Origin of the sequence: Pseudomonas sp. USHLN015, from assembly GCF_037153275.1 — a bacterium.
GTDB classification, from domain to species: Bacteria; Pseudomonadota; Gammaproteobacteria; order Pseudomonadales; family Pseudomonadaceae; genus Metapseudomonas; species Metapseudomonas tohonis.
Genome location: NZ_JBBCKP010000010.1, coordinates 16,000 through 39,098 on the forward strand (window position 1 = coordinate 16,000; position 23,099 = coordinate 39,098).

General features: G+C 61.6%; 18 protein-coding genes. 5 read left to right on the forward strand and 13 right to left on the reverse strand.

The window, feature by feature from the left end; all coding sequences use genetic code 11:
* Nucleotides 1-22: 22 nt before the first annotated feature.
* The 13 genes from asnB to mtnA all read right to left on the reverse strand — a co-directional run bounded on the left by asnB (nt 23) and on the right by mtnA (nt 18,238).
* A complete protein-coding gene (asnB, locus tag WFQ67_RS20420) occupies nt 23-1,777 on the reverse strand; it encodes an asparagine synthase (glutamine-hydrolyzing) (protein ID WP_337058034.1) in 1,755 nt (584 codons plus the stop codon).
* Nucleotide 1,778: 1 nt separating this feature from the next.
* On the reverse strand, nt 1,779-2,333 hold the full coding sequence (locus WFQ67_RS20425) for a sugar transferase (RefSeq protein ID WP_285962276.1): 555 nt from the start codon (nt 2,331-2,333) through the stop codon (nt 1,779-1,781).
* On the reverse strand, nt 2,317-3,852 hold the full coding sequence (murJ, locus tag WFQ67_RS20430; RefSeq protein ID WP_337058035.1) for a murein biosynthesis integral membrane protein MurJ: 1,536 nt from the start codon (nt 3,850-3,852) through the stop codon (nt 2,317-2,319). The genes WFQ67_RS20425 and murJ overlap by 17 nt, the downstream gene beginning before the upstream one ends.
* Complete coding sequence (locus tag WFQ67_RS20435) at nt 3,852-4,682, reverse strand: aldolase/citrate lyase family protein (RefSeq protein WP_285962278.1); 831 nt, start codon at nt 4,680-4,682, stop codon at nt 3,852-3,854. The genes murJ and WFQ67_RS20435 overlap by 1 nt, the downstream gene beginning before the upstream one ends.
* 689 nt (nt 4,683-5,371) lie before the next feature.
* Entirely contained in the window at nt 5,372-5,656 is a 285-nt protein-coding gene (gene ihfB / locus WFQ67_RS20440) for an integration host factor subunit beta (protein WP_021221182.1), read from the reverse strand.
* A 149-nt stretch (nt 5,657-5,805) separates the two neighbouring features.
* On the reverse strand, nt 5,806-7,485 hold the full coding sequence (rpsA, locus tag WFQ67_RS20445) for a 30S ribosomal protein S1 (protein ID WP_337058036.1): 1,680 nt from the start codon (nt 7,483-7,485) through the stop codon (nt 5,806-5,808).
* 351 nt (nt 7,486-7,836) lie between these two features.
* Nucleotides 7,837-8,523, reverse strand: a complete 687-nt coding sequence (cmk, locus tag WFQ67_RS20450) for a (d)CMP kinase (RefSeq protein ID WP_271105310.1) — start codon at nt 8,521-8,523, stop codon at nt 7,837-7,839.
* Complete coding sequence (locus WFQ67_RS20455) at nt 8,523-10,763, reverse strand: bifunctional prephenate dehydrogenase/3-phosphoshikimate 1-carboxyvinyltransferase (protein WP_337058037.1); 2,241 nt, start codon at nt 10,761-10,763, stop codon at nt 8,523-8,525. Before WFQ67_RS20455 ends, cmk begins: the two co-directional genes overlap by 1 nt.
* Nucleotides 10,756-11,868, reverse strand: a complete 1,113-nt coding sequence (hisC, locus tag WFQ67_RS20460; protein ID WP_337058038.1) for a histidinol-phosphate transaminase — start codon at nt 11,866-11,868, stop codon at nt 10,756-10,758. The genes WFQ67_RS20455 and hisC overlap by 8 nt, the downstream gene beginning before the upstream one ends.
* 26 nt (nt 11,869-11,894) lie before the next feature.
* Nucleotides 11,895-12,989 (reverse strand): prephenate dehydratase, encoded by a 1,095-nt coding sequence (gene pheA / locus WFQ67_RS20465; RefSeq protein WP_111259469.1) that lies wholly within the window; start codon nt 12,987-12,989, stop codon nt 11,895-11,897.
* Complete coding sequence (serC, locus tag WFQ67_RS20470; protein WP_213628808.1) at nt 12,989-14,074, reverse strand: 3-phosphoserine/phosphohydroxythreonine transaminase; 1,086 nt, start codon at nt 14,072-14,074, stop codon at nt 12,989-12,991. The genes pheA and serC overlap by 1 nt, the downstream gene beginning before the upstream one ends.
* Nucleotides 14,075-14,172: 98 nt before the next feature.
* The gene (gyrA, locus tag WFQ67_RS20475; protein WP_213628807.1) at nt 14,173-16,944 is read right to left on the reverse strand and encodes a DNA gyrase subunit A; all 2,772 of its coding nucleotides are present in this window, start codon (nt 16,942-16,944) and stop codon (nt 14,173-14,175) included.
* Between the two features lie 217 nt (nt 16,945-17,161).
* The gene (gene mtnA, locus WFQ67_RS20480) at nt 17,162-18,238 is read right to left on the reverse strand and encodes an S-methyl-5-thioribose-1-phosphate isomerase (protein WP_173177101.1); all 1,077 of its coding nucleotides are present in this window, start codon (nt 18,236-18,238) and stop codon (nt 17,162-17,164) included.
* A 113-nt stretch (nt 18,239-18,351) separates the two neighbouring features.
* On the opposite strand from mtnA, the gene WFQ67_RS20485 reads away from it, so the two are divergent.
* The 5 genes from WFQ67_RS20485 (at nt 18,352) to WFQ67_RS20505 (ending at nt 23,089) form a co-directional block, all read left to right on the forward strand.
* Nucleotides 18,352-19,677, forward strand: coding sequence for a TRZ/ATZ family hydrolase (locus WFQ67_RS20485; RefSeq protein ID WP_213628805.1), 1,326 nt, complete (start codon nt 18,352-18,354; stop codon nt 19,675-19,677).
* A gap of 27 nt (nt 19,678-19,704) precedes the next feature.
* Complete coding sequence (gene ubiG, locus WFQ67_RS20490; protein WP_111259474.1) at nt 19,705-20,403, forward strand: bifunctional 2-polyprenyl-6-hydroxyphenol methylase/3-demethylubiquinol 3-O-methyltransferase UbiG; 699 nt, start codon at nt 19,705-19,707, stop codon at nt 20,401-20,403.
* Nucleotides 20,404-20,408: 5 nt separating this feature from the next.
* Nucleotides 20,409-21,080 (forward strand): N-acetylmuramic acid 6-phosphate phosphatase MupP, encoded by a 672-nt coding sequence (gene mupP, locus WFQ67_RS20495; protein ID WP_213628804.1) that lies wholly within the window; start codon nt 20,409-20,411, stop codon nt 21,078-21,080.
* Nucleotides 21,081-21,180: 100 nt separating this feature from the next.
* Nucleotides 21,181-21,921 carry a YciK family oxidoreductase gene (locus WFQ67_RS20500; RefSeq protein ID WP_337058039.1) on the forward strand — a complete coding sequence of 247 codons (741 nt, stop codon included), beginning with the start codon at nt 21,181-21,183 and terminating at the stop codon, nt 21,919-21,921.
* 241 nt (nt 21,922-22,162) lie between these two features.
* A complete protein-coding gene (locus tag WFQ67_RS20505) occupies nt 22,163-23,089 on the forward strand; it encodes a GGDEF domain-containing protein (RefSeq protein ID WP_213628803.1) in 927 nt (308 codons plus the stop codon).
* Nucleotides 23,090-23,099 lie beyond the last annotated feature (10 nt).

Sequence of the window (23,099 nt, forward strand, 5' to 3'; positions counted from 1 at the left end):
GCACCGTCAAGCCCTCTAAAAATCAGACCATGCCTGCCCAGTGCTTTAGCGCGATGAGAGCGCGCAACTCTCTAGTCCGGTTTCGCTTACTCGAAAAATGCTCTTCACAAATAGTATTTAATTCATCATTGGAGAAAGAATCTTTGGGGAGATTGGACAGGCAGTATTCTTTCTTGGTCGTTTTGAACCACTCACCTACAGGGACTGTAAACATCTGCTTTTTTCGATAAGCGAGATGCTCACCAATAAGTGGCGCCACGGCCTTCTTGTAGATGTATTTGGTCACACCATCCTTGAGTTTTAATTCACCCGGCATACGAAAGGCAAATTCCATCATCCGGTAGTCGAGAAACGGAGTACGCGCTTCAAGAGAAACAGCCATCCCCATTCGATCAGGTTTTACTAGATTATTGCCACTGAGCAGTAATTGCATATCCAGGAATAGAGCCTGATTAATCCTGTCCTGATGAGAAACTGCTTGAAAATAGGGAGCAGCAATATCGAAGGACTCAATACCACGCAGACGGGCAGCCATGTCTGGCTTGTAAAGTGCAAACTTGCCATGATCGGTAAACAAGGAAATACTATCAAAATAGCGACGCTGAAACTCGCTATCTGTAAGTGCCCCAATATCAGGATTGGAGAAGAAATCCTTGTGCTTGTCATAACCGGCAAACAACTCGTCGCCGCCATCACCTGTTAGCACGACCTTTACATGTTTAGCTGCTAGCGCAGAAACGCGATAGGTAGGAAGAAACGACACATCGCCATGGGGTTGATCACAGTGATAAGTCGCCATGGGCCAGAGCTCGAGCATGTCAGGCGCGACACGTTCCATAATGTGCTGAGTGCCGAATCGACTGGCCGCCTCTTGGGCGAATATCGACTCATCGTAGCGGGGATCATCAAAGCCAATACAGAATGTCTTGACCGGCTCACTCATATGCCGGGCCATTAAACCTACGACAGTGCTGGAATCCACCCCACCCGACAAAAAAGCGCCAAACGGAACATCGCTTCTCAAGCGAAGCCGTACTGCATCATCGAGGATGTAGTTGAACTCTTCTATCCAATCAGCTTCGGATCGGCCATGTACCGGCTCGACGGAAGCCAAGTCCCACCAGCGTGATACCGAGCTGCCCGCTCGGGTAATCTTCATCACATGTCCCGGCATGAGATGATGAACACCCTGATATAGAGTGAGCGGGGCAGGTACATAGTTAAAGGTCAAGTAATGATGCAAGGCCTCCTCATTCATTGCAGGACGAGGCATCCCAGCACGGAGCAGTGACTTTATTTCGGAACCAAAAGTCAGCTGAAGTCCATCGTCGTGCACATAAAGAGGTTTAACGCCAATCCGATCCCTGACTAAATAGACGGACTGCTCACGGGCATCATAAATGGCAATGGCAAACATTCCATTTAGCTTGCTGACAAAAGAAATGCCTTCACGCTCATACAAGCGCAATAGCACTTCCGTATCCGAGTGAGTGCGGCACGGGTATCCCGTCTGGGCTAAATCAACGGCGAGTTCAACGTGGTTAAATATCTCTCCGTTTTGCACGACGACAATTTGCCCGTCATCTGAAACAAATGGCTGATGACCGCCTGCAAGATCAATTATCGAAAGTCTCTGATTGCCCAGCGCGAGGCCGGGGGCACTGAAAATCCCCTGATCGTCAGGCCCGCGATGCTGAATCGCCATTCCCATGGCGCTCAATTTCTCAGGGGAAAGGGAGCGTACTCCCCGGTGGAAATAGCCAAAAATGCCGCACATTTCAGTTGCCGCCCTTTCCGAAAACTTGTTTGAACGTCAGCAGGATAATCTGAATATCCTTGAGCAGGGAGACCTGTCGAGCATATTGCAAATCCAACTCCTTGCGCTGACTCTCTGTAGCCGCCGAACGTAACGTTGCCTGAGCAAGACCCGTGATACCCGGACGCACGCTGAGGCGTAGGCTCCATTCCGCATCAGTGTAAAGCGACCGCTGCGCAGGTACATCTGGGCGCGGCCCCACAACACTCATTGATCCCGTAAGCACATTCAGTAATTGAGGCAGCTCATCAAGGCTAGTTCGCCTGATAAACCGTCCCACTCGGGTGATACGGGGGTCACCATCTGCGGTGGAATAGCCCCCGAGCCTATCAGCATCTATTACCATGCTGCGAAATTTATAGATGAAGAACTCATGCCCACCCCGACCAATACGCTTCTGCTTGAACAGCACGGGGCCGAAGTCAGAAAAATAGATAGCAGCTGCAACTCCGATCATGAGTGGTGAAAGAATAACAATCGCCACAAGTGAGCTAGAAAAATCAAATATTCGCTTCATTACATGCAACTCTTTCCCGTGATCGCATCATATGGAGTACCGCGATAGCACTGATACCGAATGCTATTCCCGCCAATCCTAAGCGCCATATTGCCAACGGCCCCACTAGCCATGACCCGGCAGGCTTCAAACAGAAGAAATCTATCAATACTGCTACTGAGACCACGACGGCAATTAGCGCGCCGAGCGGAAGAATGTACGCCCCTCCTAGCCCAGCGTTAAGCACAGCCCCTCCGGCAGCCCGAGCAAGATTAATAGCCAGCATCATATGAAAAATCGGTAGAGCCAACATCAGAGCAATAGGTTCTTTCAGCCAAAGGCCGGGAATGCAAAGTAAAGGAAGGAACAACATGACCGCAGCGGTACGGCGCAGAACCTGCCCGGGCCGTCTTTGCGCATTTACAGCAGCCGCAGCGAGGCTTGAAATACCAACGAAGGGTACACTTAGCAACGCGACCTGTGTGAGAGTCGTAATGTGCTGTAGACCCGCGGTGCTTATCTGCCCACCACTAAACAGTATGAATATCGCAGCATCGATGAATGGAAGCCCACACAGTACGATTACGATGGACAGCAGCACCGACCGCTGTAACGACACACGCAGAATCTCGTTGAAAGCAACGATATCCTGTTGATCATGAGCCTCACTCAATCGAGGAAAGGCCACAGTAGCGAGGGTGGTAATAAGAATGCCAAGCGGCAATTCGATCAACTTAACGGCATAATTGAACGCTGCTAACTCGCCCTCTCCGAGCCATGATGCCCCCGCCCGAAGGAACAGGGGCACTATCACCAGTAGAGAGGCCGAAGCAAGCCCCGCAACAAAGCCAAGCAATAGCTGGCGATCCAGAACCCACCCATAAGACACGCCATGCTTTTTAGGCAGACGTCCGACTCGAAGCGCTGAAAGCTGACCAACCCAACGAACTAATGCACCTAGGAAAATCCCGGCACATAACCAAGAGAGATACCCCCCACCAACAGCCAACGCGTAGAACAGCCCACCGATGATGCAGAGGTTGAATATCAACGTACCGCAGCCTGCCACAAAAAAACGGTCTTTTGAATTCAACGCCGCCGAACTAACACCAGATAGCGCAGTTAGCGGGATAGCAGCCGCAATGGCATAGATCATCCAACTGTCCAGCCAGCGCAACGGATTGAGCAGACCTGGAGCAAGCAAGTAGAGCCAAACAGTCGGCGCCACTGCAAATATCGCCGCTAACACGGCGAATCCCCCTCCCACTACAATAGAGGCTTGGAGAAAAAGCGCCGCCGCTTTGTCTGAGCCTGCCGATCTCAATGCAGGAACTAGCGCGACACTTATTCCCCCGGACAAGAGGAGATTGACAAGAAGATCAGGGATCGAGAGAAGAATGATTGCGATATCTGCTTCAGCGGACAAACCGAATGAAGACGCGATTAAAACTTCCCGACCGAAACCTGCCAGCCGCCCGCCCATCAAAGCCAAGCCCAAAAAGAGCCCAGCCCCAAGCAAGTTTCGCTGCGCCTGCGTCATCACTTCAACCTGCGCGCCTTTATCGACTCAACTATCATCTCTACTTTTTCTTGAACGTCTCGATGCTTAGCCTGCAAAATTTCCGAATCATACCCCTTACTTTCCTGATATGCGCTCTTTAGTTTGCTAACTTCGGCGGAGAAATCCATTTGCTTTTTAATTTCGGCAACAGACGAAGCCTGACGATGAAACGTTCTAGACAGAATGGCGGCACTGGATCCTAGACGAGCATGCTCGGCCAGTAGCAGCTCCGCCGGCAACAACCCCTCGCCGACACGAGCTATGCCGCCTATGCCAAAAGGTTTACCACTATCGCGCAATATCGCAGCCATGCTATCGACCATTCCGCTGGCCAAAGGCTCAAACATGAAATCCAGGCCAAGCTCCAGATGAAGATCGTTTAGACCGATATGCACCTCATCAACACCTGGCACTTCGATGCATGCTTTCAAATTGGCAGCAGCAGATACCGTCTCGACGAGAAGATTGCAACGTGCACGCCCCCCCACAGCCGCTATAAATAGCTCAACCTCATCTACACGATGAAACATCGGAAGCATGAGTACATCGGCACCGGCCTCAATCGCGAGATCAATCTCAGCCTTGCTTCCCTCATGGATTGGGTTGACACGAACCAGCAAACGCCCCTCTGGCACTACAGGCCGAATCCGACGAACATCATCCAATGTGTGTCGACTGATCACGGTATTCAGGTGCCCTTGACGCGCATCCTTACCAAGAATTTCAGTATCTACAAAGACACGTTCCACACCACTAGTAATGGCAAACTCTGCCAAATCGGGGCAATTGGTTATCATGAAAAGCTTCATCAAGAAACCTCTGCACCCAAGACATCATGATCAGTAGAAAAAACCATATAGTCATCCATAAAACTTTAGCCAAGGAGCCTTACAAAACTCCAGACACCAGAAGCAACCTTGAATATATTTAGTTCAAAAACAAAAAACAGACAAGCCAATAACGAGCCTTCACAGTAAACTTGGAGCAGACCATGTAAAATATTTTACACCCTTTAATAGTCAAAAACAGATCACTTGGCACTTAAGTATTACCAACAATCACTTCAACTTTCACTGTACCAATGGCGCGCAGCGCGAGCGACCCCTGGGGGAAGCTGGAGCCAATCGATAGGAAATCCAATCGAAACACTCAAACGCACGCGGGTCGAATTTAGAGCGCCTAGTCCATCGAAAGAAAATTGGCGAGCTGCAACGGTATCGTACAGCGCCGAAGAGAAAATCCAGAGGAAAAATCGAGGAGCACCGCACAAGCAAATCCCTTAACGATAACGAAGCAGAGGGACTCAGCCCTAGGTGCGAGTTATTAGCTTAGCTACTGCAATACGCCAGAAAATAGAGAGACGACCTTGCTCCAGCTAGACAACTGGAGCCGCATTCTGCCTGCTTCCTACTATTTCGCAAGCAGGAGGTATGAGTACCAGCCTTGAAGACGGGGATTTTACAGCAAGTCCCTACGCTCAATTACTTCAAGCTAATGCCTACTCTTCTTCGTTAACCCGATCCCGCAACTCCTTGCCCGGCTTGAAATGCGGTACGAACTTGCCATCCAGGCGAACGGACTCTCCGGTCTTGGGATTACGGCCCGTGCGAGGCGCACGGAAATGCAGGGAGAAGCTGCCAAATCCGCGTATCTCGATACGATCCCCCGTGGCCAGTGCCTGGGACATCTGCTCGAGCATGGTCTTGATGGCAAGCTCTACATCTTTCGAAGAAAGCTGGCCTTGGTGGGTAACGATTCGTTCGATCAACTCCGACTTGGTCATGGTTTTCCCTTCTATATCAAGCGGCTAGATCAGCTCTACGCGGTTTTAGCATGACCACGGAGCTTTGAACAGCCCTAATAACCAAGGGTAAAACTCGGGCAACAAAAAGGGCGGCCTAGGCCGCCCTTTTTGCTGAAAGGAGTCAGGACTTAGCCCTGGTTCTCCATCTGAGCGCGGATCAGATCACCAATGGTGGTCGGGCCGGTGCTCTCGGATTCCTGCTTGCGCAGTTCCTTCATTGCGTCTTTCTCGTCGTCCACGTCTTTCGACTTGACGGAGAGGCTGATGACGCGGCTCTTACGGTCGATGCTGATGATCTTGGCTTCGACTTCTTCGCCTTCTTTCAGCACGTTGCGCGCGTCTTCAACGCGGTCACGGCTGATTTCGGAGGCTTTCAGGATGCCTTCGATATCGTCGCCCAGGGTGATCACAGCGCCCTTGGCATCAACTTCCTTGACGGTACCGCGCACGATTGTGCCTTTCTCGTTCAGGGAGGCGTAGTTGGAGAACGGATCGTCTTCCAGCTGCTTGATACCCAGGGAGATGCGCTCGCGCTCCGGATCTACGGACAGGATGACGGTATCCAGTTCGTCGCCCTTCTTGAAACGACGTACGGCTTCTTCGCCAACTTCGTTCCAGGAGATATCGGACAGGTGAACCAGGCCGTCGATGCCGCCTTCCAGACCAATGAAGATACCGAAATCGGTGATCGACTTGATGGTACCGGAGATCTTGTCGCCTTTATTGAAGCGACCGGAGAAGTCTTCCCACGGGTTGGACTTGCACTGCTTGATACCCAGGGAGATACGACGACGCTCTTCGTCGATGTCGAGAACCTGAACTTCCACTTCGTCGCCAACCTGAACGACTTTGGACGGGTGGATGTTCTTGTTGGTCCAATCCATCTCGGAAACGTGCACCAAGCCTTCCACGCCCTCTTCCAGCTCTGCGAAGCAGCCGTAGTCGGTCAGGTTGGTAACGCGCGCGGTTACGCGGGTGCCTTCCGGGTAGCGAGCCTTGATGGCAACCCACGGATCTTCGCCCAGCTGCTTCAGACCCAGGGAGACGCGGTTGCGCTCGCGGTCGAACTTCAGCACCTTGACGTCGATCTCATCGCCAACGTTGACGATCTCGGACGGGTGCTTGATGCGCTTCCAAGCCATGTCGGTGATGTGCAGCAGGCCGTCTACGCCGCCCAGGTCAACGAATGCGCCGTAGTCGGTGAGGTTCTTGACGATACCTTTGACTTGCTGGCCTTCCTGCAGGGATTCCAGCAGAGCTTCGCGCTCGGCGCTGTTCTCGGCTTCCAGGACGCTGCGGCGGGAAACGACAACGTTGTTGCGTTTCTGGTCGAGCTTGATGACTTTGAACTCGAGCTCTTTGCCTTCCAGATGAGTGGTGTCGCGCACGGGGCGCACATCCACCAGGGAGCCCGGCAGGAACGCGCGGATGCCGCTGACGTCGACGGTGAAACCGCCTTTGACCTTGCCGTTGATAACGCCCTTGACCACTTCTTCAGCAGCGAAAGCAGCTTCCAGAACAATCCAGCACTCGGCGCGCTTGGCTTTCTCGCGGGACAGCTTGGTTTCACCGAAGCCATCTTCTACCGCGTCCAGCGCAACGTGAACTTCGTCACCCACGCTGATGGTCAGCTCGCCCTGTTCGTTGTAGAACTGCTCGACCGGGATGACGCCCTCGGACTTGAGGCCAGCATGCACGGTGACCCAGTCACCGTCGATGTCGACCACGATGCCGGTGATGATGGCACCCGGCTGCATGTCGAGGGATTTCAGGCTTTCTTCAAAAAGTTCTGCGAAGCTTTCGCTCATGATCATACCTGTAGTCAAAGGCCACTAAAGGCCCTATTCCGCACTACCAGCAAATGCGGTCAAGTCAGTGATTAAAGGTGGAGGGGACGTCAACTGGTATCCCGTTCCACCCCTGTGGCACCACGCTCAGTCGGATGACTGGCAATGAGGCACTTCCTTTCGGAATCAGAACCGGCGTGACGCCTCCATTAGAGAAATCAAGCCGACATAAGGGCTGGAATGTTAGCAATGGGGCTAGCGGCCGTCAATTGCCCCGCCCCGGCACTCCGGGTAGATCCGCCGGACGGAGCCGACTCGGAAAAACAGGAACGCCGTGCTCAAGTAACACGGCATCGCAGAGTGCGACCCCGATCAGTCATCCAGCCCCAGCGCGGCAAAGGCTGCGAGAATGCGCTCCAGCACTTCGTCGATGCTCAGGTGGGTGGAGTCGAGAATCAGGGCATCCGTCGCGGGCTTCAGCGGCGCAACGGAACGCTGGGTGTCGCGCTCGTCACGCTCGATGATCTCGGTCAGCAGGGAGGCCATCTCGACCTCCATGCCCTTGCCCTTCAACTGCAGATAGCGCCGACGTGCACGCTCCTCCGCGGTAGCGGTGAGGAAGATCTTCAGCGGTGCATCCGGAAAGACCACCGTCCCCATGTCCCGACCATCAGCGACCAGCCCGGGCGCCTCCTGGAAGGCACGCTGACGCTGCAGCAAGGCATCGCGCACCGCCGGCAGGGCAGCGACCTGCGAGGCGCCCGCCCCTACCGTCTCGGTGCGGATGACATCGGAAACATCCTCACCCTCGAGGATGATCCGCTGGACGCCGCCCGCATTGGATAGGAACTGCACATCGAGATGGGCCGCCAGGACTTTCAGCGACTCCTCGTTGGTCAGGTCGACGCCGTGGTTACGCGCCGCGAAGGCCAGCAGCCGATACAGCGCACCGGAATCCAGCAGGTTCCAGCCAAGACGCTTGGCCAGCAGGCCCGCGACCGTGCCCTTGCCCGAGCCACCCGGGCCGTCGATGGCGATGACCGGCGCTGCAGTACTCATCACTTGCCCTCTTCGGCGACTTGGATGCCGACCTGCGCCGCCAGCCCGAGGAAGTTCGGGAAGGAGGTCGCGACGTTGGCGCAATCGTGGATACGGATCGCACCGCTGGCACGCAGCGAAGCGACGCTGAAGGACATGGCGATGCGATGGTCGCCATGGCTCCACACCTCCCCCCCGCCGAACGCACCACCGTCGATGATGATGCCGTCCGGGGTCGGCTCGGCCTTCACGCCCAACGCGACCAGCCCGTCGGCCATCACCTGGATGCGGTCCGACTCCTTGACCCGCAGCTCTTCCGCGCCACGCAGGACGGTGCGCCCTTCGGCACAGGCGGCAGCGACGAACAGCACCGGGAACTCGTCGATGGCCAGCGGAACCAGGTCTTCGGGGATATCGATGCCCTTGAGCTTCGCCGCGCGCACGCGGATATCCGCCACCGGCTCGCCACCGACTTCACGCGGGTTCTCCAGGGTGATATCGGCGCCCATCAGCTTGAGGATATCGATCACACCGGTACGGGTCGGGTTGATACCCACGTGCTCCAGCAGCAGCTCGGAACCCTCGGCGATGCTCGCTGCCACCAGGAAGAAGGCTGCGGAAGAGATGTCCGCCGGCACTTCGATATGGGTGGCGGACAGCTTGTGGCCGCTCTCGACGGTCGCCGTGCTGCCATCGACGGCAACCGGATAGCCGAAGCCCTGCAGCATGCGCTCGGTATGGTCGCGGGTCGGAGCCGGCTCGGTCACCGAGGTTTCGCCCGCGGCGTAGAGGCCGGCGAGCAACAGGCAGGATTTGACCTGGGCGCTGGCCATCGGCATCTCGTAGCTCATGCCGGTGAGGCGCTGGCCACCACGGATGGTCATCGGCGGGCGACCTTCCGGAGCGGTCTCGATCACCGCCCCCATCTCGCGCAACGGCTTGGCCACACGGTTCATCGGGCGCTTGGACAGCGAAGCGTCACCGGTCAGGGTGGTGTCGAACGGCTGGGCAGCGAGCAGCCCGCTGAGCAGGCGCATGGAGGTACCGGAGTTGCCCAGGTACAGCGGCCCGGGCGGCGGCTTAAGGCCATGCAGGCCAACGCCATGGATGGTCACGCGACCATGGTGGGGGCCCTCGATGACCACCCCCATGTCGCGGAAAGCCTGCAGGGTCGCCAGGGCGTCCTCACCCTCGAGGAAACCTTCCACCTCGGTCGTGCCCTCGGCCAGGGAGCCGAGCATGATCGAGCGGTGGGAAATGGACTTGTCGCCCGGAACGCGGATACGCCCGGAAAGGCGGCCACCCGGCTGGGCCAGGTAAATCAGGTCGTTATTGTGCATGGCGTCCACATAGGCCCTGCGGGCCAGGATTTTACTGAAATGTTCGCGGGCGACGCGGGCGCGGGTGAACACGCCCAGCAGTTGATGCCCATCCCCTGCGTCGACCGCGTCGCGCAAGGCGTCGAGGTCGCCACGAAATGCGTCCAGCACCCGCAGCACGGCCTCGCGGTTGGCGAGGAAGATGTCGTGCCACATGACCGGATCGCTACCGGCGATCCGCGTGAAATCACGGAAGCCACCAGCGGCGTAGCGGAATATCTCCAGGTTCTCGCTGCGCTTGGCAAGCGAGTCGACCAGCCCGAAAGCCAGCAGGTGCGGCAGGTGGCTGGTCGCCGCAAGCACCTCGTCATGGTGCTCGACCTGCATGTGCTCGACATCGGCCCCCAACTCGCGCCAGAGCCTGTCGACCAAGGCCAGCGCCCCGCCGTCAGTGGACTCCTGAGGCGTCAGGATCACCTTGTGGCGACTAAAGAGAGCGCCATTAGCCGCCTCCACCCCGCTCTGCTCGGACCCTGCAATAGGATGACCGGGGACGAAGCGAGCCGGCATGCCATCGAAGGCCAGGCGCGCGGCACGCACCACATTCCCCTTGGCGCTGCCGACATCGGTGAGCACGACATCGCCAAGATCGAGCTTCGCCAGCTCAGCCAGCAATCGCTCCATGGCCAGGATAGGCACGGCCAGCTGGATCACCGCCGCCCCCTGACAGGCGGCGGCGAGATCGGTCTCGCAACGGTCGACCACGCCCAGCTCCACGGCCAGGCGGCGCGACTCGGCGTCCAGATCGACACCCACCACTTCATCGAACGCCCCCTTTTCCCGCAGCCCCTTGGCAAAGGAGCCGCCGATCAGGCCGAGCCCGATCACCACGAGGCGCCCGAGCTTAGGAGAGCGCTGTTGCAGCGGCATGACATCAGCCACGGGCAAGCACCTGCCCCAGGACGTCGAGGAAGCGCTGGTTCTCCTCGGGCAGACCGATGGAGACGCGCAGGAAGTTCGGCATGCCGTAGCCCGCGACCGGGCGCACGATCACGCCTGCCGCCAGCAAGGCCTGGTTGATGCCCGTCGTATCGCGACCGAAATCGATGGCGATGAAGTTGCCACGAGACGGAATCCAGCCCAGGCCCAGCGCGCGGCAACCCGCTTCCAGCTGCGCCATGCCAGCGTCATTGAGGCGACGGCTCTCGGCCAGGTAGTCGGCGTCCGCCAGCGCGGCGCAGGCGGCGGCCAGGGCCAGGCTGTTGACGTTGAACGGCTGGCGCACGCGGTTCAGGACATCGGCGACACGAGCGGACGAAATCCCGTAGCCGACCCGCAGCGCCGCCAGGCCGAAGGCCTTGGAGAAGGTGCGGGAAACCAGCAGGTTCGGGTAGCGCGACAGGTAGTCGAGGCCGTCGGGCAGCTCGCCACCCGACGCGTATTCGATATAGGCCTCATCCAGCACCACCAGCACGGTCTCCGGGACCTTGGCGAGGAATTCTTCCAGCGCCTGCGGACCAAACCAGGTGCCGGTCGGGTTGTTCGGGTTGGCGACGAAGACCACGCGGGTCTGCTCGTCGATGGCCGCCAGCATCGCCGGCAGGTCATGCCCCCAGTCCTTGGCCGGCACGACCTTGGCGGTGGCCCCGACAGCCTGGGTGACGATGGGGTACACGGCGAACGCGTGCTGGCTGAACACCGCGTTCAGGCCCGGGGCCAGGTAGGCGCGACCGACCAGTTCGAGGATGTCGTTGGAGCCATTGCCGAGGGTCACCTGGTCCGGCTGGACGTCATAGCGCTCGGCCAGGCGGCGCTTGAGCTCGAAGCCATTGCCATCCGGGTAGCGGGTGAGATCGGCCAGCTCGGCACGGATGGCCTCGAGAACCCTGGGGCTCGGGCCCAGCGGGTTCTCGTTGCTGGCCAGCTTGACGATGCCGGCCGGGTCGAGGTTCAGCTCACGGGCCAGCTCGTCCACCGGCTTGCCGGGTACGTAGGGCGAAAGTTTCTGCACGCCCGGCTGTGCCAGGGCGAGGAAGTCGCAGCTCATGGGCGCTCCTTGGAAATCTCTTGGGTTCAGAGAACCGCTTTCGGGTAGGACCCCAGCACCTTCAGCGCCACGGCCTCCTGGTTGATCTTCTCCAGCACGTCCTTGATCAGCGGGTCACGGTGATGGCCGACGAAGTCGATGAAGAACACGTAGGTCCATTTGCCACTGCGGGACGGGCGGGTCTCGATGCGGGTCAGGTCGATGCCGTTGGTGTGGAAGGGCACCAGAAGCTCGTGCAGCGCGCCAGGCTTGTTGCGCATGGAGACGATGACAGAGGTCTTGTCGTCGCCGGTAGGCGGTACTTCCTGGCTGCCGATGATGAGGAAGCGCGTGGAGTTGTCCGGGCGGTCCTCGATCTTCTCGCAGAGCTTGGTCAGCCCGTAGAGACTGGCCGCCATGTCGCCGGCGATGGCGGCGGAGTTCCACTCGCTCTTCACCCGCTTGGCGGCATCCGCATTGCTGGAGACAGCGACGCGCTCGACGTTCGGGTAGTGCGCGTCCAGCCACTTGCGGCACTGGGCCAGGGACTGGGCGTGGGAATAGATGCGGGTGATGTTGTCGGTCTTGGTGGTATCGCCCACCAGCAGGTGATGGTGGATACGCAGCTCCACCTCGCCGCAGATGACCATGTCGTGCTCGAGGAAGCTGTCCAGGGTGTGGTTGACCGCACCCTCGGTGGAGTTCTCCACCGGCACCACGCCGAAATTGACCGCACCGGCCGCCACCTCGCGGAACACCTCGTCGATGGCGGCCATCGGGGTGCTGATCACGGCGTGGCCGAAATGCTTCATCGCAGCGGCCTGGGTGAACGTGCCCTCGGGTCCCAGGTACGCGACCTTGAGCGGCTGCTCCAGCGCGAGGCAGGACGACATGATTTCGCGGAACAGCCGCGCCATCTCCTCGTTGTCCAGCGGCCCCTTGTTGCGTTCCATGATGTGCTTGAGCACCCAGGCTTCGCGCTCGGGGCGATAGAAGACCGGCTTCTCGCCTTCCGGCAGAGCCGCCATCTTCACGCGAGCGACGTCCTGGGCGCAGCGGGCGCGATCACTGATCAGTTCGAGGATCTTCTCGTCGAGGCTGTCGATGCGCAGGCGCAGGGCCTTCAATTCCTGTTCGGACATCAGGCGCGCTCCTTCTCGAACTCCGCCATGTAGGCCACCAGGGCCTCGACTGCATCCAGGCCGACCGCGTTGTAGATGGAGGCACGCATGCCTCCCACCGAACGGTGGCCCTTGAGGTTGAGCAGGCCACGGGCGTCGGCGCCAGCGAGGAAGTCCTTGTCCAGGCGCTCGTCGGCGAGGCGGAACGGAACGTTCATCCAGGACCGCGCATTCACCGCGATGGGGTTGGTATAGAAGTCGCTCTTGTCGATGTAGCCGTAGAGCAGCTCCTTCTTCGCACGGTTGCGCTGCTCCATGGCTTCGACGCCGCCCTGCTCCTTCAGCCACTCGAACACCAGGCCCGAGAGGTACCAGGAGAAGGTGGCCGGGGTGTTGTACATGGAGCCGTTATCCGCCGCGACCTTGTAGTTGAGCATGGTCGGGCAGGATGAGCGGGCACGCCCCAGCAGGTCTTCGCGGACGATGACGACCACCAGGCCGCTCGGGCCGATGTTCTTCTGCGCGCCGGCATAGATCAGGCCGAAGCGGGACACATCGAGCGGACGGGAAAGGATGTCCGAAGACATGTCCACCACCAGCGGTACGTCACCGGTCTCGGGGATCCAGTCGAACTGCAGGCCGCCGATGGTCTCGTTGGAGGCGTAGTGCAGGTAGGCGGCATCCGCACTCAGCTTCCAGTCGTTCTGGCCAGGGATGGCGAAGTAGTCCAGGCCCTTGGCACTGGCCGCGACGTTGACGCGGCCGTAGCGTGCCGCCTCCTCGATGCTCTTCTTCGACCAGATGCCGGTCTCGACGTAGTCGGCCACGCCGTTTTCCGGGAGCAGGTTCAGCGGGATCTCGGCGAATTGCTGGCTGGCACCGCCCTGGAGGAACAGCACCTTGTAGTTGGAGGGGATGGAGAGCAGGTCGCGCAGGTCCTGTTCGGCCTTTTCGGCGATGGCGACGTAGTCGTCACTGCGATGGCTCATTTCCATGACGGAAAGGCCCTTGCCTTGCCAATCGAGGAGTTCCGCCTGGGCGCGTTGCAGGACGGCTTCCGGAAGCGCGGCCGGGCCGGCGCAGAAGTTAAAGGCTCGCTTGCTCACATCCACTCTCACTGGGTAGCGCGGGGGCACCTGTGCCCCCGCTGATGGTCTTCTACCGAGTGGACAGGCCGGCTAGGACCCGCCCGCTCCGCAGCGTGTTACTCGTCACCCGCCGGTTGCGCGTCGTCCTGCTGGACATCGTCCGCCTGGACTTCGGCGACGGCATCGGCCGTCACTTCGCCGTCTTCCAGCTCGTCGTCCTCGTCAACACCGGACGGCTCCTGCACGCGCTCCAGGCCGACCAGGGTCTCGTCCTTGGCCAGCTTGATCAGGGTCACGCCCTGGGTGTTGCGGCCGGAACTGGAGACTTCGTCGACACGGGTACGCACCAGGGTGCCCTGGTCGGAGATCAGCATGATCTCCTCGCCGTCCTGCACCTGGATGGCGCCGACCAGCTTGCCGTTACGCTCGTTGATGACCATGGCGATCACGCCCTGGCCGCCACGACCGCGGCGCGGGAACTTGCCAAGGCCGGTGCGCTTGCCGAAGCCACGCTCCGATGCGGTGAGGATCTGCGCGCCGGATTCGGGGATCAGCATGGAGATCAGCTGCTGCTCCTTGCCCAGGCGCATGCCACGCACGCCGCGGGCGGTACGGCCCATGATGCGCACCATGCTCTCGGCGAAGCGGATCACCTTGCCGGCGCTGGAGAACAGCATGACTTCCTTGGCGCCGTCGGTGATGGCGGCGGCGATCAGGGTGTCGCCCTCGTCCAGACGCAGGGCGATCAGGCCACTGGAACGCGGCTTGCTGAACTGCACCAGCGGGGTCTTCTTGACGGTGCCGAAGGCGGTGGCCATGAAGATATAGGCACCGGTGGGCTCGGCCACCAGCTCCGGGGTGTCGCCTTCGACTTCTTCGACTTCCGGCTCCACCACTTCGCCTTCGAGCACTGCGCCCTCGGCGTCCTCGAGATCATCCTCGTCACCGGCTTCGCGCTGCAGCGCTTCCAGGTCGATCTGCAGCATCGCGGTGATGCGCTCGCCCTCGTCCAGCGGCAGCAGGTTCACCAGCGGGCGGCCACGCGCGGTGCGCGAGGCTTCCGGGATTTCGAAGGTCTTCAGCCAGTACACCTTGCCCTTGCTGGAGAACAGCAGCAGCGTGGCATGGCTGTTGGCGACCAGCAGGTGCTCGATGTAGTCCTCGTCCTTCACGCCGGTAGCGGACTTGCCGCGACCGCCGCGGCGCTGGGCCTGGTAGGCGGCCAGCGGCTGGGACTTGGCGTAGCCGCCATGGGAAATGGTGACGACGCGCTCTTCTTCGGTGATCAGGTCGGCGATGGTCAGGTCCACCTGGGACGCGACGATCTCGGTACGGCGGGCGTCGCCGAACTCGGCCTTGACCTTCTCCAGCTCCTCGCGAATGACTTCCATCAGGCGCTCGGGACTGGTCAGGATGCGGATCAGCTCGCCGATCAGGGTCAGGATTTCCTGGTACTCGGACAGGAGCTTCTCGTGCTCCAGGCCGGTCAGGCGGTGCAGGCGCAGCTCCAGGATGGCCTGGGCCTGTTCCGGCGACAGGTAGTACTTGCCGTCACGCAGGCCGTATTGCGGGGCCAGGTCTTCCGGACGGCAGGAGTCGGCACCGGCGCGCTCGACCATCGCTTCCACGGCGGAGGACGCCCACGCGGTGGCGATCAGGCGCTCCTTGGCCTCGGCGGGAGTCGGCGAATTCTTGATCAGCTCGATCACCGGGTCGATGTTCGACAGGGCGACGGCCTGGCCTTCGAGGATATGGCCGCGCTCGCGCGCCTTGCGCAGCTCGAAGACGGTACGGCGGGTCACCACTTCGCGACGGTGACGGATGAACACCTCGAGCATGTCCTTGAGGTTCAGCGTGCGTGGCTGGCCATCCACCAGGGCCACGACGTTGATACCGAACACGCTCTGCATCTGGGTCTGGGCGTAGAGGTTGTTGAGCACCACCTCGCCGACTTCGCCGCGACGCAGCTCGATCACCACGCGCATGCCGTCCTTGTCGGACTCGTCGCGCAGCTCGGTGATGCCCTCGAGCTTCTTCTCCTTGACCAGCTCGGCGATCTTCTCGATCAGACGCGCCTTGTTCAGCTGGTAGGGCAGCTCGGTGACGATGATCTGCTGGCGGTTGCCGCCCTTCTCCATGTCCTCGATTTCGGCGCGGGCACGTATATAGATGCGGCCACGACCGGTGCGATAGGCCTCGATGATGCCGGCACGGCCGTTGATGATCCCTGCGGTCGGGAAGTCCGGGCCGGGGATGTACTGCATCAGTTCATCGACGGTCAGCTCGCTGTTGTCCATCAGCGCCAGGCAGCCGTCGATGACCTCGGAGAGGTTGTGCGGCGGGATGTTGGTGGCCATGCCCACGGCGATACCGCTGGAACCGTTGACCAGCAGGTTGGGGATCTTGGTCGGCATGACCGCCGGGATCTGCTCGGTGCCGTCGTAGTTGGGCACCCAGTCGACGGTTTCCTTGTCCAGGTCGGCCAGCAGCTCGTGGGCCAGCTTGGACATGCGCACTTCGGTGTATCGCATGGCCGCGGCGTTGTCGCCGTCCACCGAACCGAAGTTGCCCTGGCCGTCGACCAGCATGTAGCGCAGGGAGAAGGGCTGGGCCATGCGCACGATGGTGTCGTACACGGCGGTGTCGCCGTGGGGGTGGTACTTACCGATCACGTCACCGACCACACGGGCGGATTTCTTGTACGGCTTGTTCCAGTCGTTGCCCAGTTCGCTCATGGCGAACAGCACGCGACGGTGAACCGGTTTCAGACCGTCGCGCGCATCCGGCAGGGCGCGCCCGACGATCACGCTCATCGCGTAGTCGAGGTAGGACTGTTTCAGCTCGTCTTCGATATTGACCGGGAGGATTTCTTTGGCCAGTTCGCCCATGAGAAGCCTGATTCCTTTTTCTAGTGAAGCCCGACACATCCATCCTGGATGACGCAGGGCTCGTCGCCTGGCAGCGCCAGCACGACTCACGACAAATCAACGAGTTAAGCCACGGATCCGCACGGAATGCCGACCTTGCAAAGGGAGGCTCGATAACTGCCGGAGCTTACCATAGTCACCGCCCTGCACCCAGCCCCGCCGGGCGCAGGCCTCAGCCTCAATGGAGGCGCTTGCGGCACATCAACTGGGCCAGCTTGGCGGTATCGGGACGCTCGACAACCCCCTTCTCGGTCACGATCGCGTCGATCAGGTCGGCCGGGGTCACGTCGAACACCGGGTTCACCGCATGCACATCAGCCGCCACGCGCCTGCCGCCCAACTCGAGCAACTCGCGCCCGTCACGCTCCTCGATGGGGATGTCGTCACCGCTCTCCAGCGCCATGTCGATGGTCGAGCTCGGCGCCACGACCATGAAACGCACGCCATGGTGCATGGCGCAGACCGCCAGCTGGTAGGTACCGATCTTGTTGGCCACATCGCCATTGGCGGTGATGCGGTCGGCCCCGACTATCACCCAGGTAATGCCGGCCGTCTTCATCAGATGGGCCGCCGCCGCGTCGGCGTTGAGGCTCACCGGCACGCCTTCGTTCGCCAGCTCCCAGGCCGTGAGGCGAGCGCCCTGCAGCCAGGGGCGCGTTTCGTCGGCGTAGACCCGCTCCACCAGCCCATCCAGATGGGCCGCACGGATCACCCCGAGCGCGGTGCCGAAGCCGCCCGTGGCCAGGGCGCCGGTGTTGCAGTGGGTCAGCAGCGCCTGGGGATTGCCCTGGTGCTTGCGGATCAGCTCCATGCCCAGCTGGGCCATGGTCAGGTTGGCTTCGCGGTCGCTTTCATGGATGGCGATGGCTTCCGCCTCCAGCGCCTGCAGCGGCTCCTCGCCCTCCTTCAGCCGATCCAGGCGCTCGCGCATGCGGTTGAGCGCCCAGAACAGGTTGACCGCCGTGGGCCGCGAATCGGCCAGCACACCGAAGTCCTCCTCGAGGGCTTCACGCCAGTCACCGCCCGCCGCCAGCCGCGCGCGCGCACCCAGCACCAGCCCGTAGGCGGCACTGATGCCGATGGCCGGCGCACCGCGCACCACCATCAGGCGGATCGCCTCCGCGACACCGGCCGCGGTGCCGTATTCCAGCCAGGTTTCCTCCTGGGGCAGGAGGCGCTGGTCGAGCAGACGCAGGACCCCGTCCCGCCAGTCGATGGCGATCACCTTCTCGGCTGCCAACAGTTGCTCACGCATGGAACACCTCGCCACCAATAAACCCGCGGAAAAACCGCGGATTATAGCGATCCAGCGCCCGTCTGGCTCGGGTATACTGCCGCGATATTTTCCTGCGCCCAGGATGCGCCACCATGCCCGACGCCAAAGCCCCGCTCGACCTGCTCCTGCTGCCGACCTGGATCGTCCCCGTGGAACCGGCGGGCGTCGTCCTCCGCGACCATGCCCTGGGCGTCCGCGACGGTCGGATCGCGCTGATCGCCAAGCGCGAGGAGGCGCTGCGCTGGCCGGCCGCCGAGGTACGCGAGTTGCCCGGCATGCTGCTGTCACCCGGCCTGGTCAACGCCCACGGGCACGCCGCGATGTCGCTGTTCCGCGGCATGGCCGACGACCTGCCCCTGATGACCTGGCTGGAACAGCACATCTGGCCGGCCGAGGCCAAGTGGGTCGACGAAGCCTTCGTCCGCGACGGCACCGAACTGGCCATCGCCGAACAGATCAAGGGCGGCATCACCACGTTCTCCGAGATGTACTTCTACCCCGCCATCGCCAGCGAAGCGGTGCACGGATGTGGCGTGAAGGCGCAGATCACCATCCCCGTCATCGACTTCCCGATCCCCGGCGCCCTCGACGCCGCCGAGGCCATCCGCCATGGCCTGGAGCTGTTCAGCGACCTCAAGCACCACCCGCGCATCAAGGTCGCCTTCGGCCCCCACGCGCCCTACACGGTCAGCGACGACAAGCTGGAGAACATCCGCATGCTCGCCGAGGAACTGGACGCCGGCATCCACATGCACGTCCAGGAGACGGCCTTCGAGGTCCAGCAGAGCCTGGAACAGCGCGGCGAACGCCCCATGGCCCGCCTCGCCCGCCTCGGCCTGCTCGGCCCGCGCTTCCAGGCCGTGCACATGACCCAGATCAGCGATGACGACCTGGCACTGCTGGTAGAAAGCAACACCAGCGTCATCCACTGCCCCGAATCCAACCTAAAGCTCGCCAGCGGCTTCTGCCCGGTGGAGCGCCTGTGGCTCGCCGGGGTCAATGTCGCGGTCGGCACCGATGGCGCCGCCAGCAACAACGACCTCGACCTGCTGGGGGAAACCCGCACCGCCGCCATGCTGGCCAAGGCGGTCGCCGGCTCCGCCACCGCGCTGGACGCCCATCGCGCGCTGCGCATGGCTACGCTCAATGGTGCACGGGCGCTGGGAATGGAACAGGACACCGGCTCGCTGGAGATCGGCAAGGCCGCCGACATGGTCGCCTTCGACCTCACCGGGCTGGCCCAGCAACCGGTGTACGACCCGGTTTCGCAACTTATCTATGCCACCGGTCGCGATCGCGTCCGGCACGTGTGGGTCGACGGCAAGGCCCTGCTCGATGCAGGCCGCCTCACCCGCCAGGACGAAGACCGCCTGATCGCCACCGCGCAAGCCTGGGGCGAGCGGATCGCCGGCCACTGAATTCTGATTGATGGAAAAGGTGTCTCCATGAGCAACGTCGACCACGCCGAAATCGCCAAATTCGAGGCCCTCGCCCACCGCTGGTGGGACCGCGAAAGCGAATTCAAACCGCTGCACGACATCAACCCCCTGCGGGTCAACTGGATCGACGAGCGCGCCCGCCTCGCCGGCAAGACGGTGCTGGACGTCGGTTGCGGCGGCGGCATTCTCAGCGAAGCCATGGCCCAGCGCGGCGCCAAGGTCACCGGCATCGACATGGGCGAAGCCCCCCTGGCCGTGGCCCGCCTGCACCAGCTGGAATCCGGCGTACCGGTGGAATACCGCCGCATCACCGCCGAGGAGCTGGCCGCCGAAATGCCCGGGCAGTTCGACGTGGTCACCTGCCTGGAGATGCTCGAGCACGTGCCCGACCCGTCCTCGGTGATCCGTGCCTGCCAGACCCTGGTCAAGCCGGGCGGCCAGGTGTTCTTCTCCACCATCAACCGCAATCCCAAGGCCTACCTGTTCGCCATCGTCGGCGCCGAATACATCATGGGCCTGCTGCCTCGCGGCACCCACGACTTCAAGAAATTCATCCGCCCCTCCGAACTGGGTGCCTGGAGCCGCGCCGCCGGCCTGCAGGTCAAGGACATCATCGGCCTGACCTACAACCCGCTGACCAAGCACTACAAGCTGGCCAGCGACGTGGACGTCAACTACATGATCCACACCCTGCGCGAGGAGTGACGGCCATGCGCCTCAGAGCGGTTCTCTTCGACATGGACGGCACCCTGCTGGACTCGGCGCCGGACTTCATCGCCGTCGCCCAGGCCATGCGCACGGATCGGGGCCTGCCGGCCCTGGACGACAAGCTGATCCGCGACCAGGTTTCCGGTGGCGCCCGCGCCATGGTCGCCGCCACCTTCGGCATGAACCCGGAAGCCGAGGGTTTCGAAACCCTGCGCCAGGAATTCCTGGAGCGCTACCAGGCCCATTGCGCCGTGTTCACCCGCCCCTTCGACGGCATCGACGCACTGCTGCAGGACATCGAGAAGGCCCGCTTGATCTGGGGCGTGGTCACCAACAAGCCGGTGCGCTACGCCGAGCCGATCATGCAGCAGCTGGGCCTGGCCGAGCGCTCGGCGATCCTCATCTGCCCGGACCACGTGAAGAACAGCAAACCCGACCCCGAGCCCCTGCTGCTGGCCTGCAGCCGCCTGCAACTGGACCCGGCCAGCGTGCTCTTCGTCGGCGACGACCTGCGCGACATCGAGTCCGGCCGCGCCGCCGGCACCCGCACCGCCGCCGTCACCTACGGCTACATCCACCCCGACGACAACCCCAGCCACTGGGGTGCCGACGTGGTCGTGGACCACCCCCTCCAATTGCGCGCCGTGCTCGATCGCGCGCTGTGCAGCTGCTGACGCAGCAGGGGCGAGCTTCAAGCCACAAGCCGCAAGACGCCCCCTTCACCTCACTTTCAGCTTCAGGCTTGCCGCTTGCAGCTCTCCGAAGGAGCCCGACATGTTCCAGTATTCCGCCCGCCCCGACCTGCTCAAGGGCCGGGTCATCCTGATCACCGGCGCCGGCCGCGGCATCGGTGCGGCCGCCGCCAAGACCTTCGCCGCCCACGGCGCCACCGTACTGCTGCTGGGCAAGACCGAGGCCAACCTCAACCAGGTCTATGACGAGATCGAGGCAGCCGGCCATCCGCAGCCGGCGGTGATCCCGTTCAACCTGGAAACGGCCCAGCCGCACCAGTACGACGAGCTCTCGGCCATGGTGGAGAACGAGTTCGGGCGCCTCGACGGCCTGCTGCACAACGCCTCGATCATCGGCCCGCGCACGCCGCTGGAGCAGTTGTCGGGCGACAACTTCATGCGCGTCATGCAGGTCAACGTCAACGCCATGTTCATGCTGACCAGCACCCTGCTGCCCCTGCTGAAGCTGTCCAGCGACGCCTCGGTGGTCTTCACCTCCAGCAGCGTCGGCCGCAAGGGGCGCGCCTACTGGGGGGCCTACGGCGTCTCCAAGTTCGCCACCGAGGGCCTGATGCAGACACTGGCCGACGAACTGGACGGCATCGCCAACGTGCGCGCCAACAGCGTCAACCCCGGCGCCACCCGCACCAGCATGCGTGCCCAGGCCTACCCGGGCGAGAACCCGGAGGTCAATCCGGAGCCCGAAGCCATCATGCCGATCTACCTCTACCTCATGGGCGCGGACAGCACCGGCGTCAATGGCCAGGCGTTCGACGCGCAGTAACCCGCACCACGCGGCGACCGGCGAGGTCGCCGCCCCTTCCGCCATTAAACCGGCACCGTACACGCGTGAACGGCATCACATTGCCAAGCGTTCGCCAAATCACCGGCAAGAGCTTGCCACCGGCGTTTTGCCAGCATCCTCAAGATATTGAATCCAAACGCTTTTACGGTCGAAATTGGATTCTGGCACGGAAATCGCTCTGACCTCTCCGTCGTCGCTTCGAGCGTCAGAGGTTCGCCAAATGGTCCCGTCCACCCCTACCAACACCATAGATTTCGATGCCGCCAAGCTGCAGCGCCTTGGCTTCACCAGCCCGGCCCAGAGCAAGCTGCGGCAGATGACGCTGCTGGAACTGCGCCGCCAGTTGAGCATGCAGTTGCAGACCAGCCTGGATGTGGAACGCATCGTCAGCCTGTTCTTCCGTGAAGTGCAGCGCCTGGTGCCACTCGATGCCCTGGCCTATCAGCACCAGAGCAGCGACCTGCGCCTGGAATATGGCGAACGCGCCGCGCATTCGGCCGGCTACCGCCTGAGCCACGAAGGCGAATACCTGGGCGAGTTGATCTTCCGTCGCCGCCAGCGCTTCGACGAAGCCGAACTCGGCCAGCTCGAATCCCTGCTGGCCTGCATGCTCTTCCCGCTGCGCAACGCGCTGCTCTATCGCACTGCAGTGCAATCGGCGCTGCGCGACCCGCTGACCGACACCGGCAACCGCATCGCCATGGACCAGGCGCTGCAACGCGAGGTGGACCTGGCGCGTCGCAGCCAACAGCCGCTGTCGGTCCTGATGCTGGACATCGACCACTTCAAGCGCATCAACGACGAATACGGCCACAGCACCGGCGACGAAGTGCTCAAGGCCGTCGCCACCACCCTCAAGGCCAAGCTGCGCAACGTCGACATGGTGTTCCGCTACGGCGGCGAGGAATTCCTCGTCTTGCTCTCCAGTACCTGCCGCGAAGCCGCCGGCATGGTCGGCGAACGCCTGCGCATGGGCGTCATGGAGATCCAGTACCTGGTCGGCGGACGCCCGATCGAGCTGTCCATGAGCCTGGGCTGCGCCACCCTGCTGCCGGCCGAATCGGTAGACAGCCTGCTGCGCCGCGCCGACAGCGCCCTCTACGTGGCCAAGCGCAACGGCCGCAACCGCCTCTCCATGGCCGGCTGACCGCTCGACG

Bases quoted from the DNA above. Each gene is read 5' to 3' on its own strand.
- asnB (WP_337058034.1), bottom strand. From the start codon at position 1,777: ATGTGCGGCATTTTTGGCTATTTCCACCGGGGAGTACGCTCCCTTTCC.
- WFQ67_RS20425 (WP_285962276.1), bottom strand. From the start codon at position 2,333: ATGAAGCGAATATTTGATTTTTCTAGCTCACTTGTGGCGATTGTTATT.
- murJ (WP_337058035.1), bottom strand. From the start codon at position 3,852: ATGACGCAGGCGCAGCGAAACTTGCTTGGGGCTGGGCTCTTTTTGGGC.
- WFQ67_RS20435 (WP_285962278.1), bottom strand. From the start codon at position 4,682: ATGAAGCTTTTCATGATAACCAATTGCCCCGATTTGGCAGAGTTTGCC.
- ihfB (WP_021221182.1), bottom strand. From the start codon at position 5,656: ATGACCAAGTCGGAGTTGATCGAACGAATCGTTACCCACCAAGGCCAG.
- rpsA (WP_337058036.1), bottom strand. From the start codon at position 7,485: ATGAGCGAAAGCTTCGCAGAACTTTTTGAAGAAAGCCTGAAATCCCTC.
- cmk (WP_271105310.1), bottom strand. From the start codon at position 8,523: ATGAGTACTGCAGCGCCGGTCATCGCCATCGACGGCCCGGGTGGCTCG.
- hisC (WP_337058038.1), bottom strand. From the start codon at position 11,868: ATGAGCTGCGACTTCCTCGCCCTGGCACAGCCGGGCGTGCAGAAACTT.
- pheA (WP_111259469.1), bottom strand. From the start codon at position 12,989: ATGTCCGAACAGGAATTGAAGGCCCTGCGCCTGCGCATCGACAGCCTC.
- gyrA (WP_213628807.1), bottom strand. From the start codon at position 16,944: ATGGGCGAACTGGCCAAAGAAATCCTCCCGGTCAATATCGAAGACGAG.
- mtnA (WP_173177101.1), bottom strand. From the start codon at position 18,238: ATGCGTGAGCAACTGTTGGCAGCCGAGAAGGTGATCGCCATCGACTGG.
- WFQ67_RS20485 (WP_213628805.1), top strand. From the start codon at position 18,352: ATGCCCGACGCCAAAGCCCCGCTCGACCTGCTCCTGCTGCCGACCTGG.
- ubiG (WP_111259474.1), top strand. From the start codon at position 19,705: ATGAGCAACGTCGACCACGCCGAAATCGCCAAATTCGAGGCCCTCGCC.
- mupP (WP_213628804.1), top strand. From the start codon at position 20,409: ATGCGCCTCAGAGCGGTTCTCTTCGACATGGACGGCACCCTGCTGGAC.
- WFQ67_RS20500 (WP_337058039.1), top strand. From the start codon at position 21,181: ATGTTCCAGTATTCCGCCCGCCCCGACCTGCTCAAGGGCCGGGTCATC.
- WFQ67_RS20505 (WP_213628803.1), top strand. From the start codon at position 22,163: ATGGTCCCGTCCACCCCTACCAACACCATAGATTTCGATGCCGCCAAG.